13 protein-coding genes are annotated in these 17492 nt (G+C 45.5%); all 13 read left to right on the top strand.

Annotation, left to right across the window (positions count from 1 at the left end; genetic code table 11):
• The first annotated feature begins 1 nt into the window (after window position 1).
• The 13 genes from REH51_RS02720 to REH51_RS02660 all read left to right on the top strand — a co-directional run bounded on the left by REH51_RS02720 (window position 2) and on the right by REH51_RS02660 (window position 17160).
• Complete coding sequence (locus REH51_RS02720; RefSeq protein ID WP_009721802.1) at window positions 2–1414, top strand: MBL fold metallo-hydrolase RNA specificity domain-containing protein; 1413 nt, start codon at window positions 2–4, stop codon at window positions 1412–1414.
• A 110-nt stretch (window positions 1415–1524) separates the two neighbouring features.
• Window positions 1525–2406, top strand: a complete 882-nt coding sequence (locus REH51_RS02715) for an ABC transporter ATP-binding protein (protein WP_009721803.1) — start codon at window positions 1525–1527, stop codon at window positions 2404–2406.
• A gap of 83 nt (window positions 2407–2489) precedes the next feature.
• The gene (gene rfbB / locus REH51_RS02710) at window positions 2490–3596 is read left to right on the top strand and encodes a dTDP-glucose 4,6-dehydratase (RefSeq protein WP_009721804.1); all 1107 of its coding nucleotides are present in this window, start codon (window positions 2490–2492) and stop codon (window positions 3594–3596) included.
• Between the two features lie 263 nt (window positions 3597–3859).
• Window positions 3860–4756, top strand: coding sequence for a dTDP-4-dehydrorhamnose reductase (rfbD, locus tag REH51_RS02705; RefSeq protein ID WP_009721805.1), 897 nt, complete (start codon window positions 3860–3862; stop codon window positions 4754–4756).
• Between the two features lie 153 nt (window positions 4757–4909).
• Window positions 4910–5806 (top strand): glucose-1-phosphate thymidylyltransferase RfbA, encoded by an 897-nt coding sequence (gene rfbA, locus REH51_RS02700; protein ID WP_498936778.1) that lies wholly within the window; start codon window positions 4910–4912, stop codon window positions 5804–5806.
• An 82-nt stretch (window positions 5807–5888) separates the two neighbouring features.
• Complete coding sequence (gene rfbC, locus REH51_RS02695) at window positions 5889–6437, top strand: dTDP-4-dehydrorhamnose 3,5-epimerase (RefSeq protein WP_009721807.1); 549 nt, start codon at window positions 5889–5891, stop codon at window positions 6435–6437.
• A gap of 41 nt (window positions 6438–6478) precedes the next feature.
• Window positions 6479–8275: a hypothetical protein gene (locus REH51_RS02690; protein ID WP_498936776.1), complete on the top strand. Its 1797-nt coding sequence runs from the start codon at window positions 6479–6481 to the stop codon at window positions 8273–8275.
• Complete coding sequence (locus REH51_RS02685; RefSeq protein ID WP_009721809.1) at window positions 8272–10791, top strand: coiled-coil domain-containing protein; 2520 nt, start codon at window positions 8272–8274, stop codon at window positions 10789–10791. Before REH51_RS02690 ends, REH51_RS02685 begins: the two co-directional genes overlap by 4 nt.
• Before the next feature lie 95 nt (window positions 10792–10886).
• Entirely contained in the window at window positions 10887–11225 is a 339-nt protein-coding gene (locus REH51_RS02680; RefSeq protein ID WP_009721810.1) for a hypothetical protein, read from the top strand.
• A gap of 58 nt (window positions 11226–11283) precedes the next feature.
• Window positions 11284–12558, top strand: a complete 1275-nt coding sequence (locus tag REH51_RS02675) for a nucleotide sugar dehydrogenase (RefSeq protein WP_009721811.1) — start codon at window positions 11284–11286, stop codon at window positions 12556–12558.
• A 21-nt stretch (window positions 12559–12579) separates the two neighbouring features.
• A complete protein-coding gene (locus REH51_RS02670) occupies window positions 12580–14652 on the top strand; it encodes an FkbM family methyltransferase (RefSeq protein WP_009721812.1) in 2073 nt (690 codons plus the stop codon).
• 66 nt (window positions 14653–14718) lie between these two features.
• Complete coding sequence (locus REH51_RS02665; RefSeq protein ID WP_186004631.1) at window positions 14719–15351, top strand: CatB-related O-acetyltransferase; 633 nt, start codon at window positions 14719–14721, stop codon at window positions 15349–15351.
• 927 nt (window positions 15352–16278) lie between these two features.
• Entirely contained in the window at window positions 16279–17160 is an 882-nt protein-coding gene (locus REH51_RS02660) for a sulfotransferase family 2 domain-containing protein (RefSeq protein ID WP_009721814.1), read from the top strand.
• Window positions 17161–17492 lie beyond the last annotated feature (332 nt).

The following is a 17492-nucleotide window of genomic DNA, read 5'->3' as shown; positions in this document are numbered from 1 at the left end:
GATGCTTGAGATTATCCATCATGGTGGTGCGGCAGGGGTGACGGGTAGCTGTCACCAGCTTATTCTCAACAGCGAACACTCACTACTGGTGGATTGCGGCCTCTTTCAAGGCGAAGACGCGGCTGAAGACAGTTTTCAACAGCTGCAAATTGAATTTGATATCAGCACCGTTAGTGCTCTTGTCGTTACCCACGTACATATTGACCACGTGGGGCGGCTACCTTACCTGCTGGCGGCGGGTTATAAAGGCCCAATTATTTGCTCCATCCCGTCAGCAATGCTGCTACCGCTGGTCATTGAAGACGCCCTAAAGATCGGCTTTACGCGTAATGCAGACCTGATTCAGCGCTTTCAAGCGCAGCTTGAATCACAAATCGTCAGTGTGCCCTACGGTAAGTGGCACACCTTGGTTGGTGAAAATGTGGATGCAAGCAATGGCATCACTACCCGCATCAAGCTCAAAAGGGCAGGGCACATTCTCGGTTCTAGCTACGTAGAGATCGCCCACCAGCATGCCAATGGCCACAAAGAGCGCATTGTCTTCAGCGGTGATTTAGGGGCACCCTATGCACCATTGCTGCCTGCGCCTAAGTCGCCTTATAGTTGTGACCAGCTAGTCCTTGAAAGTACTTACGGCGACCGCCAGCATCAAGGTCGCCGCAAACGGCGTGCCACGCTAAAAAATGCCATTGAACAAGCCCTCGCTAACGGGGGTACGGTAATGGTGCCTGCCTTTAGCATAGGCCGCACCCAAGAGCTGCTATACGAGCTGGAAGGCATTATTTTCGAGGCTAAATCGAAGCCCAAGCAAAGCCGTTGGCAAGACTTGGAAATCATTGTTGATTCACCTCTTGCTGCCCGCTTTACCCACGTATACCGCCAGCTAAAGCCCTATTGGGATAAAGAAGCCCACCGCCGCCTACGCAGTGGCCGTCACCCGCTCAGTTTCGAAAATCTCTACACCGTAGAAAGCCACGAAGCTCACGAGCAAACTGTCCAATACTTAGCGAAAACCAGCCGCCCAGCGGTAGTCATTGCGGCCAGCGGCATGTGTGCAGGTGGCCGCATTATGAACTACCTAAAAGCCATGCTAAGCGATGCGCGTCATCAGGTATTGTTTGTGGGGTATCAAGGCGCAGGCACGCCAGGACGAATGATACAGCAACACGGCCCACAGGGCGGTTGGGTGGAAATAGATGGTCAGCGCATCGATATCCATGCTGGCATTACCACCATCAGCGGCTATTCCGCCCATGCAGATCAAAAAGACCTGCTTAATTTTGTAAAGCGCATGCGACGCTGGCCCCATACCATACGCCTTGTGCACGGTGACCAAGCCGCCAAGCACGCGCTCAAAAATGAACTAGAAGCGCTTTATCAGCGCAACAGCAAACCGCTTGATATCAATTTGTAGTGCGGTTCGCTTACCGCTTGCTACCTATTAAACACCTAAAGAGTCGGTGAAACTTACTTGCCCATGAATTTCCTATTCACTATTCACCACTCACTATTCACGAATTTAAAATGATTGAAATCAAACATCTCTACAAACGCTACCACAATCACCACGGTAGTAATTGGGTACTAAAAGACGTCAATTTCACAATCCCTATGGGCGTCAGTGTGGGCTTGATTGGTGCGAACGGGGCAGGTAAATCAACGCTTTTACGTCTAATTGCTGGTATGGACACCCCCGAGCGCGGCGAGGTAATTAGACATAGTCGTGTTTCTTGGCCGGTAGGGCTTTCTGGTGGTATGCAGGGCAATATGACGGGGCGCCAAAACGTTAAATTCGTTGCTCGCGTGCAAGGCAGTGACCCCGAAGAAGTCAAGAGAGTTATCAAGTTCGTGGAAGAGTTCGCTGAAATTGGCCCTGCCTTCGATGAGCCAATCCGCACGTACTCATCGGGTATGAAATCACGTATTTCTTTCGGTCTATCGCTCGCGTTTGATTTTGACGTCTACATCTCCGATGAAGCCACTGCCGTGGGCGATCGTGCATTTAAAGCCAAAGCCAAAGAGTTATTTGAAGCAAAAACAGGCCAAGCCTCTTTGATAATGGTGTCTCACTCAGAAGGCATTTTGAAGGACCTCTGCCAGGCAGGGGTTTATCTCAAAAAGGGTAATGCCTACTGGTATGACGATATCAATGATGCCATTGCTGCCTATCACTCAGATGTCGATGAAAAGAAACGTCATGCCGAACTGCCTAGCGATGTTGTGGGCGCTCGTAAATACCTACAAGCCTGCCATGCCGATTTAAAAGCTGCTCAAGAAACCCTGGCTGATGCCAAAGAGCAAGATGATAAAGCGGCGCTGGTCGCGGCGAAAAAAGCGGTTCAAGAAGCAGGCAACAGAGCTAAAGATGCGCGGGCAAATTTAGAGCTTCGACAAAGCGAACGATAGTGCCAGCGTTGATGAGATAGTTGATGAGATGGCTGATGAGTTAGTTGGTGAGATAGTTAATGAGATAGTTAATGAGATAGTTAATGAGAAAAACGTTTTTAATCACCGGTGGTGCAGGATTTATTGGTTCTGCCGTTATTCGTGAGCTAATTAAGAATACCGACCACCGTGTCGTGAATATCGATAAGCTCACCTATGCTGGCAACCTAGAATCGTTGGTAAGCGTCTCTGCCAATGAGCGCTACGCATTTGTGCAAGCGGACATTTGCGATGCCCCTGCCATGCAGCAGCTGTTTGAACAGCACCAGCCTGATGTGGTGATGCACTTAGCAGCAGAAAGCCATGTAGACCGCTCTATCGACGGCCCCGCTGCGTTTATTCAAACCAACGTGGTTGGTACTGCAGTTCTGCTAGAAGCCGCCCGAGCTTACTGGAAAGACCTGCAGCAACAAGATGCCGATAAAGCAGCAGTGTTTCGCTTTCATCATATAAGCACCGATGAAGTGTATGGCGACCTAGAAGGCACTGACGACCTCTTCACAGAAGAAACTCACTACGCTCCTAGCTCACCCTATTCGGCGAGTAAAGCCAGTTCAGACCATCTTGTTCGCGCTTGGCAGCGCACCTATGGCCTGCCTACACTTGTCACCAACTGTTCTAACAACTACGGGCCGTACCATTTTCCGGAAAAACTAATTCCGTTGATGATTCTCAATGCCCTGGCTGGCAAACCGCTGCCGGTGTATGGCGATGGGCAGCAAATTCGGGATTGGCTCTATGTAGAAGATCATGCCCGAGCCCTGATCAAAGTTGCCACCGAAGGTCGTATAGGCGAAACCTATAATATCGGCGGGCACAACGAACAAACTAACTTACATGTAGTAGAGACTATCTGTGAGATTTTGGATGAGCTAGTGCCATACAAAGTGAAGGGTAATTCTCACCACTTACCACTCACCACTCACGATTCACATAAACAACTGATCACGTTCGTCACCGACCGCCCAGGCCATGACGTTCGTTACGCCATCGATGCTAGCAAAATTGAACGCGAACTGGGCTGGAAGCCAGAAGAAACCTTCGAAACTGGCCTACGCAAAACCGTCGAATGGTACCTCGCCAACGAAACCTGGTGGAAACGCGTACAAGACGGTAGCTATCAAGGTCAACGCCTAGGCGCCAATACGTAGTGCGTGGTAAGCCTACGGCGCACCCGCAACAGACGCTTGAGTTTCGCGGGTGCCTCGGTATCGCTCGTTTCTCGCGGCCTCGTTACACCGCGCTACGGGTTTTACGATAGGTCGGTATTACTGGGTTTTGTAGTGCGTGGTAAGCCTACGGCGCACCCGCAACAGACGCTTGAGTTTCGCGGGTGCCTCGGTATCGCTCGTTCCTCGCGGCCTCGTTACACCGCGCTACAGGTTACGCAATCGTTTGACGTTAAGGCTTCTCCATGAACATCCTCATCACCGGCGGCAATGGCCAAGTAGGCTTTGAGCTCCAGCGCCAGTTTGCTCCATTCGGTACTATCCTGGCCCCGACACGCCAAGAACTCGACCTAACCAACTCCGAAGCTGTCGATGCGTATCTTGAAAAACACCAGCCTGATTTGGTCCTCAATGCCGCTGCCTACACAGCCGTTGATAATGCCGAGAGCGAACCAGAACAGGCAAGGCGCTTAAACGCCAAACTGCCCGCGCAACTGGCTAATTACGCCGCGAAGCGGAGCATCCCCCTGGTGCATTACTCAACGGATTACGTTTACCCAGGCAGCGGCGAAACACCCTGGCAGGAAGACAGCCCCACTGGCCCGCTAAGCGTCTACGGTGAAACCAAACTGGAAGGGGATCAAGCGGTGTCTGAAAGCGGTGCCAGCTACCTGGTTTTTCGCACTAGCTGGGTGTATGCCGCCCGTGGCAACAACTTCATGAAAACCATGCTTCGCCTAGGCCGCGAGCGAGACACGCTGAATATCGTTAACGATCAAATAGGCGCGCCCACCCCCGCACGTTTAATCGCTCAAATCACCGCGTTGTCTTTCGTGGCTCATGGCACACGGCTCTCTATTCACATCCCCCAAGGCATCTACCACTTAGCACCCAGAGGGGAAACCAACTGGCACGACTTCGCCAGTGAGATTTTTAACCAAGCCCGTGAATTAAAGGAAGTTCTTGCCATCACTCCCGAGGGTGTTGCCGGCATCTCCACGGTAGAGTATCCAACACCCGCCCAGCGCCCACTGAATTCACGCATGGCGCTAGGCAAGCTAGAAAGCGCATTAGGTATCACCATGCCACCTTGGCAAAGCCAGCTGGCCTTAACGCTTAAAGAATATCTAGATAATTTTTAAGCTACGGAAGCGACGAGTTTTGCCACGGATCTACACGGAGTCCACGGATAAAACCATATTCTTAATATTCATATGTTGGTTTTTTGTTGTTGATCTTATCCGTGCCTTTTCGTGTATATCCGTGGCAAAAAAAATTATTACAGCGAGTTGAGTATGAGCAACACCCAAAACCGTAAAGGCATTATCCTGGCCGGTGGCTCGGGCACGCGGTTACACCCCATTACCCGCGGTGTATCCAAGCAACTCCTGCCGATTTACGACAAACCGATGATCTACTACCCGATCTCGGTGCTCATGTTGGCAGGCATCCGCGACATTCTGATCATCTCAACGCCGGAAGATTTACCTCAATATCAAAACCTGCTGGGTACCGGCGAAGATTTTGGCATTCGCCTGCAATACGCAGAACAGCCTAACCCCGACGGCCTAGCCCAGGCGTTTATAATCGGTGAAGAATTTATTGGCGAAAGTTCTGTTTGCTTAGTGTTGGGCGACAACATCTTCCATGGTCAGCACTTCTCTGATCAGTTAAAGCGTGCCAGTTCGCATACGTCGGGCGCGACGGTATTTGGTTATCTAGTTAAAGACCCTGAACGTTTCGGCGTGGTGGAATTTGACGAGCAGGGCCGCGCTATTTCCATCGAAGAAAAGCCAAAAAAGCCAAAATCTGCCTACGCCGTCACCGGACTGTATTTCTACGATAACGACGTAGTAGATATTGCCAAGCAGGTAACTCCTTCAGAGCGCGGCGAGCTAGAAATCACCAGTGTGAACAACGCCTACCTGCAGCGGGGGGATTTACGCGTAGAGCGTCTTGGTCGCGGGTTCGCTTGGCTAGACACCGGTACTCATGACAGCTTGTTAGAACCCAGCCAATACGTACAAACGATTGAACACCGCCAAGGTCTTAAAATCGCTTGCCTAGAAGAAATCGCCTGGCAGCAGCAGTGGATCAGCGACGAATGCTTAGCTGAGCTCGCCAAACCACTCGCTAAAACCCAATATGGCCAATACCTACAACGCCTACTCAAAACGAAAGGTAATAAGTAAGGGGTGAGTAGTGAGGAGAAAGTAATCTTACCCCTCAAGCCTTACATCAAGCTCCTCACCTTTCACCTCTTACGGTTTAGATATGCAATACGAAAAACTCGCCATTCCTGATGTTGTGCTTATTACCCCCCAAGTCTTCGGCGATGAGCGCGGCTTCTTCATGGAAACCTTTCGCCAAAGCGAATTCGAAGCCCACTGTGGGCATCACACCTTTGTGCAGGATAATCACAGTAAATCCGCCCAAGGCATACTGCGTGGCCTTCATTACCAGCACCAACAGCCGCAGGGCAAGCTAGTGCGGGTAACCCAAGGTGAAGTCTTCGATGTAGCGGTAGATATGCGCCAAAGTTCGCCAACCTTCGGCCAGTGGGTTGGCGCAATGCTTAGCGAGCAGAACAAGCAAATGTTATGGGTGCCACCCGGGTTTGCTCATGGCTTTTATGTCACCAGTGAACAAGCCGAATTTCAGTACAAATGCACCGATTACTACGCCCCAGGGGATGAAGTATCGCTGCGCTGGGATGACCCCACACTTAATATTCAATGGCCGTTGGTAAACAGCCGGGCACCCATGCTTTCAGCCAAAGATAAACAAGGCTTAAGTTTGCCAAATGCCCCTCGTTTTAATTAAAATTAATGATTGCTAAAGAAAAGAATGGAGCTGCTCTCACCATGTCCTTAGTCGTGTACGTAGGAATAGATAAATTCAAGGCCGAATCAGGCGCCGCCCTGCGCGAGCAAAACGCGACTGAACTAACGTTAAGCGACATTGCAAAGGGGCAGCCCAGCACTGATGAAGCCAGCACCGTTGAAGACCAATTGCTGGTGATTGATATGTTTAGTGAAGAAGCGTTAGCGTCACTTAAAAGCTGGCTGAAAAAAGAGACAGCGCATGCATGTATCATCGCTTGGCCGCAGCCTGTTGCTTGGCTGGCGGCTAGCCTGGCAACCGGGACAACAGGCGAGGAAGCGTTAAGTGATTGGCTGTCGCAAGCTAAACGTTTACTCGCGCTTTTTCGCTCAGCTCGCCGTCAAGTGACGTTGGCTGGTTACATGCCTGGCTGTGAATTAGAAGTGATTAAAGCGCCAGTGATAGACCGCTCTGAAAATCCGATATATCAACTAGCAGCGGCGTATCTGAGCAGTCAATCTCAAGCATTACAAGATACCTATGCCTACTTGGCAGCCAGCAGCAAGGAGTGCCCGGTTGTAGAGGCGCGCGAGGCAGAGATGGCTCAAGCAGCGCTGAGCGAATATCACGCTCGGCAAGCGGAGAGTGAGCAAGGCCAGCGAAATGGTCGTGCGCTAAAAGAGGCAGACGCCGCCCAGGAACGCCAGCAGCAGGATATTGCCCGCCTGAAAGGTGAATTGAGTAGTACCCACGATGAGTACGCCCTAGTGCTCCAACAACTCCAAAACACACAAGAATTCTTAGCAGAAGGAATCAATGATCTTCAAACGTTGAAAAAAGAAAACGAAGCACTTAAGCAAGCTTTTGATACTCAGCGCAAAGAGAAAGATGTTACTCAGCAACACAATCAGGTGCTGAAAAAAGAAAACGAAGCACTTGGACAGGCTTCTGACACACTTAAGATGAACGTTGAGACTCAGCGCAAAGAACAAAGTGCTATTCAGCAACATGTTCAAACGCTGCAAAAAGAAAACCAAACACTTAAACAGGTTTTGGAGACAGAGCAGAAAGACCAAGCAGTCATTTTGCAGGCGCTGCAAAATGTGCAAATAGAAGCCGCTGAAATATTCGATATGTTGCAGCAAGTCAGGGCCACTGATTTTGAGCACAGAGAGCAAGCGATTGCCCAGCAGGAACTCACTGCAGCGCAAAATGTGCAATTGCTGAGTACCCTGCAGGAGGCCCAACAGGCGTATGAAACGTTGTATGTAGAACAGCAAGCACTATCTGAGCAGCTATTCACGGTATACCCGCAAAACCAGCAAGAGCTTGAAAAGAACGCTTCTGAGCAGATAACCCTCCGCCAGCAGCTGGAAAAGCGCCAAACAGAACTCAACGTTCTGCGCACGGAAAGTGAACAGCGTATACACCGCCTAGAGCGTTTGGTGCAGTGGCTACGTGTGCATGCCCAGCGCCACGCAGCTGTAGCTTACCGCGAAATCCGCAGCTACAAGAAGGCGTTGCCCTCACAGGTAGCCATGCTAGAAGCTAGCCCGCTGTTTGATGCCGAGTGGTACTGTAAGCAATACCCAGACGTAGCTCAGGCCAATATCAAACCCGCTGAGCATTTCATCAAGTTTGGTGCCATTGATGGCCGCCACCCAGGGCCACTGTTCAGTACTGAGTTTTATCTTACTCACTATGAAGATGTCGCTGCCTCTGGCCAGCATCCGTTGCTGCATTACCTTCGCTATGGAAAAGAGGAAAATCGCGAGATACACCCACCTCAATACCAGTTGTCAGCGCTTCAAACAATAGCGAAGGGGGCTAAAGCATGAGCCAGAATGTTGACCTGCTAGTACACATTGGCCCGCTACGTGAAGAAAGCGAAACGCTGCTAAAACATGTAAACCAAGTCACATTATTGGCACCGCTTTCCCCTATGCTTGATCGTCAGCAGGCGTTAGCAAAAAACTTGCCTGCTTTGCACATTACGGAGCAGCCAGTGACCCCCCCCGGTGGAGAGGCGGTGTGCTATGCCTATACGCTGAAAGACTTTAACAGCTTGGCTCCTGCTAGTGAGTTAACCAGTCTCTATCCAGGGTTGGGTAAGGCTCGCCATCAAACCGTGGATACCCAAACGCTTCCTCAAGCGCTGGAACAGGCTGGTTTAAGCCAAGCCACGCTAACCCATTTGATTATCGAGCAACCGGAAATCGCTCTCAGCTTGCTACAAGTATTTAATCACTCAGGTTTGCTGGATCAGTTAACTCATCTTTGGGTGCGTACCAGCCCGCTGAGTCTTTACGAGGGAATGGCCACCAACGTTGAGCTGGCTCAATGGTGTGAACAGCATGGTTTTGAGGTTGGTGTTCAAGATGCTGAAGACCCAGATTTTTTCCTCATCGAGCTTACTCGTAACCCTCTCTATAGCAAGTTGAAAGCTGTTCAAGAACAGCTGGCTGAACATGAAACCCAATTTAGTCATCTAAGCGCAGAACGAGACACACTGAAGAAAGCGCTCGCTGAAACCGAGCAAAACAGTAAGCAATATGCACAGAAAGCTCAGCAACAGCTGAAAGAGAAAGATGCCCAGTTGGGTGAGCGGGATAGTCAGCTTCAACAGCTGACAGAAGAGCATGACGCGCTCAAGAAAATCCTTGCGGATACTGAGCAAAACAGCAAGCAAAGCGACGAGAAAGCTCAGCAGCAGCTGAAAGAAAAAGATGCACAGCTAGGTGAGCGTGCTAGCCAACTTGAACAGCTAAGCACTGAGCGCGACAAGCTGAAGAAAACGCTTGCGGAAGCCGAGCAAAACAGCAAGCAGAGTGCCCAAAAAGCCCAGCAACTGTTGAAAGAAAAAGATGCCCAGTTGGGTGAGCGTGCTAGTCAGCTTAAACAGCTGACAGAAGAGCGTGATGCGCTCAAGAAAACGCTTGCGGAAGCCGAGCAAAACAGCAAGCAGAGTGCCCAAAAAGCCCAGCAACAGCTGAAAGAAAAAGATGCCCAGTTGAAAGAAAAAGACGCGGAGCTAGCCGAGCGTGATACCCAATTAAGCCAGCTAACCGAAGAGCGCGATACGCTGAAGAAGCAGCTAAACCAAGCGATTAAAGTTAGCCAGCAGCATCAAAAAGAACACCAGGAAAGTGAGCAAAGACTTAAAGATGTAACACAGAAATATGAAGCTGTAGAACAGCAGTTACAAAATGCTGTTCAATCCGAACAGAAAGCGCTGAAAAAACTGGAAGAAACTCACGCTTGGTTTATTAATCGCAAGCAGCAAGCAGAAGAGGGCGCTGAGCAAATTAAAGCGCTGCAGGCAAAGCTAACAACTCAGCAGGCCCAGTCAGAAAGCCTTCAAGAAAATTTAACGCTTAGTGAAGAAGAACGCGAGAATTACCAGCGCTACTTTGCCAATAGTAAAAAACAGCATGAAGAATCTGAGGCTAAACTAGTTGAGGCCCAGCAGCAGCTAACTGAAAAAGACGCTATGATCAGCCAGCTCAGCGAACAGCTAGCTACGTTAAAGCATAGTAACGAACGTTTTGGGCAGTTAGAAAGCAAACTGGAATCATTGTTCGGCGAACAGCGCAGCTACATTCAGCAAACGACCAGCGCGCTTGGCCAGCACGTTACCCGAAGCGCCCGCCAACAGCGTGATGAGCAGGCACTGACGCACTATTTGCAACATGGGCAGCGCCCTGTCAGTACTCAGCTTGCGCCCGGTTACGCTATGGCGCTGCTAGTACACTATGATACCCACCATCATGATGTGGTGGTGATTTTCGGCAGCTTGAACACCACAGAGCTACTTGCTCAGAGCATTATCAATGCCCGGACAGAGCAACCACGCTTAATTAGGCAAAACGGCCAGCGGCAAGAGACTCATAATGAAGTGACGCTTTCTCACGATGATTTACCGCAAACCATAGTGAGCATTCAGCATCAGAAAACGGTCAGTGACGAACTCAAAGAGCGCTTAAACAACAAGCGCCTTAGCCACGCGGTGAATGTGGTTTACGCCCCATGGGGTGAGTGCCAGGCCAACGACCAAACAGCGCTGTTTTACTCAGCGGAAACCACGTTGCAACGGCTTAATCAATGGCTGCCAGAAGATGCCCGCGTGCTGATCATTGTAGGGGAAACGCTACCTGAAGCAGGCCACAGCCGAGAAGTAGCCTTACCGCTATTATTAAAGCAACTGCCCACGCAGCGGCTAGATATCGTGCTGGAGAGCAATAGCTATCCACAGGAAAGCAATTTAGTCTCCTATTGGGATACGCTGCTCGAAACCCGCCAACGCCCTGCCCAATGGTTGACACTCCCCAATGCCTACAGCCTAAGAGTTGAGTAGCGGAGCCGAGAATCGAATTTTGCCCCCAACCGGATGATTCGCCACTTACTATCCACCACTCACTATTCACCACTCACTATTCACGGGCCAACATCATGGAAAAAGATCTCGTTATACGCGCACACGCCGCTTTCAATGAAGGTGATTACATAGCGGCTAAAAAACTTTACCAAAAAGCAGCAAAGCTCTATGGAGAAACACTTTTTAGCGTTAATGTTGTCTTATGCGACAAATACCTGCAAGTAGCATCAGGTAAAGAGAAATCAACGATTAATTCACTCATTGAAAGTGCAGAAGTTAAAAAATTGCACGAGCAGATGCGCGATATGCAGCGCCAGCTACGTGAAAAAGACGCCAATATCAACGAGCGCTTTAAGGAGCTAGCGATTTTAACCCGCATATTAGAAGAAAAAGATAATACCGTTTCTGCTTGAATTATCAAATTCAAGTATCGTTAACGCACTGCAAACATAATCAGGAGTAAGAAGCGCCATGCAAATGGAAAATACCAAAATTGCTATTTTAGGTCTAGGTTACGTTGGTTTACCTTTGGCAGTCGCGTTCAGTAAATATTTCCCGACCATTGGTTTTGATATTAAAAAGACGCGCATTGAAGAATTAATGCAGGGTAAAGATAACACCCGTGAAGTAAGTGAGGCCGAGCTGGCTGCTGCACCCAATCTTGCTTTTAGCTGTAATGAAGAAGACCTGAAAGCAGCAAACGTATTAATTGTTACTGTGCCAACACCCATCGATGACCACCGCCAGCCTGATCTTACCCCACTAGTGAAAGCATCTGAAATGCTTGGGCGTGTAATAAACAAAGGCGATGTGGTAATTTACGAGTCTACGGTTTACCCGGGTGCAACAGAAGAAGAGTGTATACCTGTTGTTGAGAAGGTTTCCGGCCTTGTATTCAACCAGGATTTCTATGCGGGCTATAGCCCCGAGCGTATAAACCCAGGCGATAAAGAGCGCCCTGTCACTAAGATTATGAAAGTGACATCTGGCTCTACGCCTGAAATAGCAGACTTTGTCGACCAACTTTATGGCACCATTATTGAAGCAGGTACCCATAAGGCCAGCAGCATTAAAGTAGCTGAAGCTTCTAAAATTATTGAAAACACCCAGCGCGATGTCAATATTGCTCTTATCAATGAGCTGGCAATGATTTTCAGCCACCTGGGTATAGATACCAATGATGTAATTGAGGCCGCAGCTACCAAATGGAACTTTATCAAGTTACAACCAGGCTTAGTAGGTGGTCATTGCATAGGAGTAGACCCGTATTACTTAGTACATAAATCCATGTCGGTAGGCCACATCCCTGATATGATTCGTAAAGCGCGCGAAATCAACGATGGCATGGCCCGCTTTGTAGCCTCTAAATTGATCAAAGCCATGATTGAAAAAAGCCAGTTGATCAAAGGTGCCAAAGTGCTAGTGATGGGCATGACCTTTAAAGAAAATTGTCCTGATATACGTAATAGTAAAGTAGTGGACCTTATTAAAGAGCTTAAATCCTATGGGTTACATGTGGACGTTTATGATCCTTGGGTTGATAAAAATGAAGCAAAAGAAATATACGGGTTAGATTTAATCAGTGTGCCGAAGAAAAATTACTATGATGCAGTTGTTGTGACTGTTAAGCATAATGAGTTTGTTCAGGAGGGGAGGGAGCTTTTCTCTTACTGTAAGGAAATTTTCACTTTTGTAGATATAAAGAAAGTTGTTAAAGCTTGCGGCGAAAATATAATTTACATGTAATTTAGTTATAGGGGAAAAGTTTTGCTTAGTAAAAAAGAAGTATGTGAATTAGTTGAAGAGTCGGGTTTTTTCGATGGCAAATGGTATTGCGAAAAATATCCTGATGTTTTTGAAGGTGACTTATCTCCTTTGCAGCATTTCGTGAAATATGGGTATCGTCTTTTGCGTGATCCAGGGCCGAAATTTTCTAGTGCGGACTATACTGCTCGATATTCAAGGTTTTTCAGGAAAGGCGACTGGGCATTACTACATTATCTGTCGGTTGGGATAAATGAAGGCTTAAAGATAGATTCTCCTAATGGCAATTATGAACGTGATTTAGTCGTAAAGAAAGACGTTAGTGTTTCATGGAGTGGTGACTTTTATCATAAGGAAAATGATAAAATTTTCGTAGGCATTGCCTCGATACCTCAGCGAGTTAACTGTTTGAAACAAACCGTTCAATCACTGATTGATCAAGTAGATAGGATAGGTGTTTTCTTAGATAAATACGATTCTGTTCCAGAGTTTCTTGAAAATAATGAAAAAATTACATACAAGTTATCTAGTGACTTCTCTAGAGAAATAGGTGATGCAGGAAAGTTTTATTGGGTTGATGATTTTGATGGATATTATTTTACATGTGATGATGATTTGATATACCCCCAAGACTTTATCAACAGGATTGTCAAACGAATTCAGCATTATAATTATCCGGTAGTTGTCGGTTGGCATGGCAGTGTAATACTTGAGCCTTTTGTAAATTACTACAATAAGGACTCACGTCGAGTGTTTTCTTTTGGAGCTCCGAGGCCTTATGATACGCCGGTACATGTATTGGGTACAGGTTGTATGGGGTTTCATACTTCCCACATTAATGTATCATTTGCAGATTTTAAATCACCCAATATGGCAGATATATACTTTGCGGTTTTGGGTCAAGAACAAAGAATACCTTTTGTAGTTATCGAGCATAAAAAAGGAGAGATTTATGAGTCTGATGCCAGTCAAGAGTTTTCTATATATCAGCACAGCTCTAAAAGCATCAAGGGATCAAGGCATAATACAAAAGAAAAGCAAAATAAGATAGTTAGTGCTACGGATTGGAGCGTTAATTACGTAAATACTAAGCTAAGAATTTTGATTGTTGGTCGTTTTAAAATTAATGTTAAGGGGGGGGTTTTTAAAAGCTCTCATTTATTAAAAAATGGGCTTGAGAAACTAGGGCATATAGTTGATGTGTGTTGCCTTTCAGAACTTAATGAATGTGAGGTAAACAGAAAATATGACTTTTGTTTGGCTTATGCTCCTGATCCAGATAGGCCAGATTTTGGTGACTGCATTGAGTATATTAAAAAATTAGCAGTAGAGGGCTGCGTGTGTGCAGTTAATTTATCGTTTAATTTGAATAAGCAAAGGACAGCATGGATCGAGGACAAACTATGGGAATTGAATTCAGAGTTTGAAAAACCAAAAATATTTTTTGCAAGTTTTTCCAACTCAACGCAATACTCTTTTAAAGAAAAAACCAAAGAGATGATTGTTCCTTTTCCGAAAACTATCTCACTTGAGAGGTACGAGAATAAACCTTATTCACAGCGTGAGGGAATATTCCTTGGCGATCTTGCAAAGCTTAGTAACTCTTCTTTAGTAAACGGAAACTTAGCAAAGTGGGTTGAGCAAATTAGAATTAAGCTGCCGCATGTCAATATTTATGTATTGAAGCATTACCATACAAATAATGTTCCACTCAACTATCTGAAAGTGATACCTTACACTCAAGACATAGGGCGGGTATTGAATAAGTTTAGGCTTACTGTGTGTCTTGTTCCTGGAGCTACATTTGAAATGGTTCCTTTGGAATCTATGGTTTCTGGAACTCCTGTTATACACCGAGAAATGCCGCAGTCATTAAGTGAGTATTTATCTCCGCTTTCTGTAGAGGTAGCATCACCTTTTGAGCTTGGCGAAGTATGTAAAAATCTATATGAGCGTGAAGATATTTGGTCGCGTATAAGTTCCGCTGGATACAATTCGTTAGATTTTTTTGGAGTGGATAATGTTATCGCGGATGTTGATCTTGCTATTAGAAAAACTATATCAAGATCTTTATAACGTGAATGATTGATATGTGAGTTTTATGAAACGAGTGTTGATTGTTAGGTCATGGAGTTCTTAGTTTTGAGTTTAAAATATAATAAAGAATTTAAGCCACACGATAATTTTCGCTATGAACCTGAAGTGATGCTTGGAAAAGTAGAGATGCATGGTGGGGTCAGTTTTGGTTTTTCCAGCTATTTTAATAGCGGTTTTATTAGATCTAGCGTTATGGTGGGCCGTTACTGTAGTATTGGTCGCAATGTAATTATTGGATCTGGCGCCCATGATTTTGATGCTATTTCTACTAATCCTTTTTTTCAAGTTAATTCAAACCCGCCAAAAATAAAGTTTTCTGATCCAATAAAAAGAATAAGAGTTGAGATTGAGAATGATGTTTGGATTGGTGATAACTCCTACATTATGTCTGGAGTTAAAATTGGTAGTGGCGCAATAATAGCTGCGGGGGCAGTTGTTACAAAAACTGTCCTTCCATATTCTATTTATGCTGGTGTGCCGGCTAGGTGTATTGGTATGAGGTTTGATGAAGAAACTGTTTCTCGTCTTATTGAAGCTAGTTTCTGGGAAGTCAATCCTGAACTCATTAGGAGAATTGATATCGCCCAGATTGATGAGTTTATAGAATCTGTTTTGCTTTTAAGAGCTGATGATAATAACTTCTTTAAGCCATCATACCGACGCTTTGATCAACTCTAACAAGACTAGTTGTTGTCTTTATATTGTTATGAGTGTGTGGCCGCTAAAAATATTTTGCTTGAGTTATATTTTTAAAGTGCGTTAGTGTTGTGCTTTTAAGATGCGTGAAATCATTCATTGAGTTAAAGGTTGCTATATGGAAGCTATTCAGACAGTAGTTTCAGGTTGTTTTGCTTCACTTGGTTTTGGATTTATGCTAAAAGTTCGAAAGTGGTTTTCTTCGGGCCTGAGGTTTTTAGCTTTTTGCAAAGTCACTGAGTATCAACAAAAATGAATGATACAAAAAAATTGTTTATGCTGTTTATTGAGCATAATTTTTCGTTATAGGCCCCTTGAGTTAGTTAAGTAAAATTTTTAGCATGATGAGTGATTCATTATCCAGATAAAATAGCTTTTGTAGATGGATCAAAATGTTTCGCCGATACAGCAATTAGTCGGTGATTGCTTGAATTTTAACATGCAAGCATTAATTACGTATGTTTGCATGTTCTCTATATGTTTTGAGAGTTAAGCTTAAGTTAAATGGTTTTTATAAGCTAAATTAAATAAATCATTTTTTCGATTTGAATAATTTCCTAATTGATAGAAAAGTTCTTGATTTTTTCTGGTTTTTTAAAATTATTCAGTGATTTTAATTAGCGGCAAACAGGTTCTACATTGTGTTGATTATCTCATGTTGATGCTAAAATATTCACTAAATATGAAGTTTTATCTTAACGCCTGTAGGATTTTCTGAATTATACAGTTTTTATAAAAGGGAGGTGATAAATGCAGGTTTTAATGCGGTTTTTTTTGACATTAAATTTTTGAGGTAAAAGCTCGCTATATGCAAAAGTGTGTCATTGAGTGAGTATGGTGTAAATTTATGAAAATGTCATGATTGGCCTCTCATGTTGTTTAAAAGAAATTTTATAAGGGTGGTGTTCCATGAATTTTGAAAATTCAATTTTACATTCCGCAAAGGAGCGTTTTTCTCCTGATTTTTTTTTTGAAGGGGAGGGGGTTTCTTTCTTTTATACTTATATTCGTAAAAATGCTTCTACTTCTTTTAAAATGCTTTTTAAAGCGCTATATCCTGATGCCTGCCCTGGTGATGTGCCCTCCGTTAGTTGTATGATTAAAAATGCGCAGGTTAATGATTTAGATCCTAAAGAAATCGACCAGCGCTTCAACTTTAAAGTGTTTGTTTATCGCGACCCTATTGAACGTGTTTTTTCGACATATAAAAATAAGCTGATTCAGAGGGATGGTGCCGAAGACCTACTCAATTTGCTTCAAAAAGTGGTCGGACGAGACCCGGCATTACTGACATTTGACGAGTTTGTTCATGAGTACGTGGTGCTGCTTGAAACCGAGCGCTGGGAGGAGGTAGACAGTCACCTCTACCCTCAGGTTTGGCATCTGCGGCCAATTACCTACAACAAAGTAATTCGTATGGACAACGTTTATAAAGAGATGCAAGAGCTACTACCTAACGAGCTTTGTGATCAGGTGTTTAAGGAACCTTCTAACAGCACCACCAAGGGCAGTACATCATTGCCTTGGGTCGATTCTGATTGCCCGGCCGTCTACTTTCGCAAGAAATACGCCGAAGGGAAAGCGCTACCATCACTCCGCCAGCTACTGACACCTGCCACAGAAGTTCGTTTGAGGGAGTTATACGCAAAAGATTATAAAATGATTGCAATAGTGGAAGGCAAGGCTGCAGTTTCAGTATTACCTTGTGAACTAAGTTTTAACCTACCAGAGGTGATGGTGGAAGGAGGTTTAGAGATTGCTCTCGGCCTGGATTTTTCATTGCGAGAATAATGTAATAGCTTTGCCAAGCTCTGTTCAGGTCATGAGTCATTGATGATAATAACCCTGCCTAGTAAAAGTATGTAAATTCTAGAGTGTAAAATACATTTAGACCGATGTTTTATGTTCTAGTTGTTTTTTACATTCCTGTCACTATCAAGTGTGATAGCTAGTCTCATGGCCCAGCGATAACGCTAACAACAGTTGTTAGCATACTATAGGTTTAGCTATTGGTGCCAAATGTTTTTGGTCAGACTAGAGTGTCGTCAATGAACGAGCAAATAGCCAATTTTCAAGTTTGTCATAATTGATGTCGTGTCTTTGTCATTTTTTGATTATTCACG

Source organism: Halomonas bluephagenesis, assembly GCF_054790765.1.
This window is presented reverse-complemented; position numbering and strand designations above follow the sequence as displayed.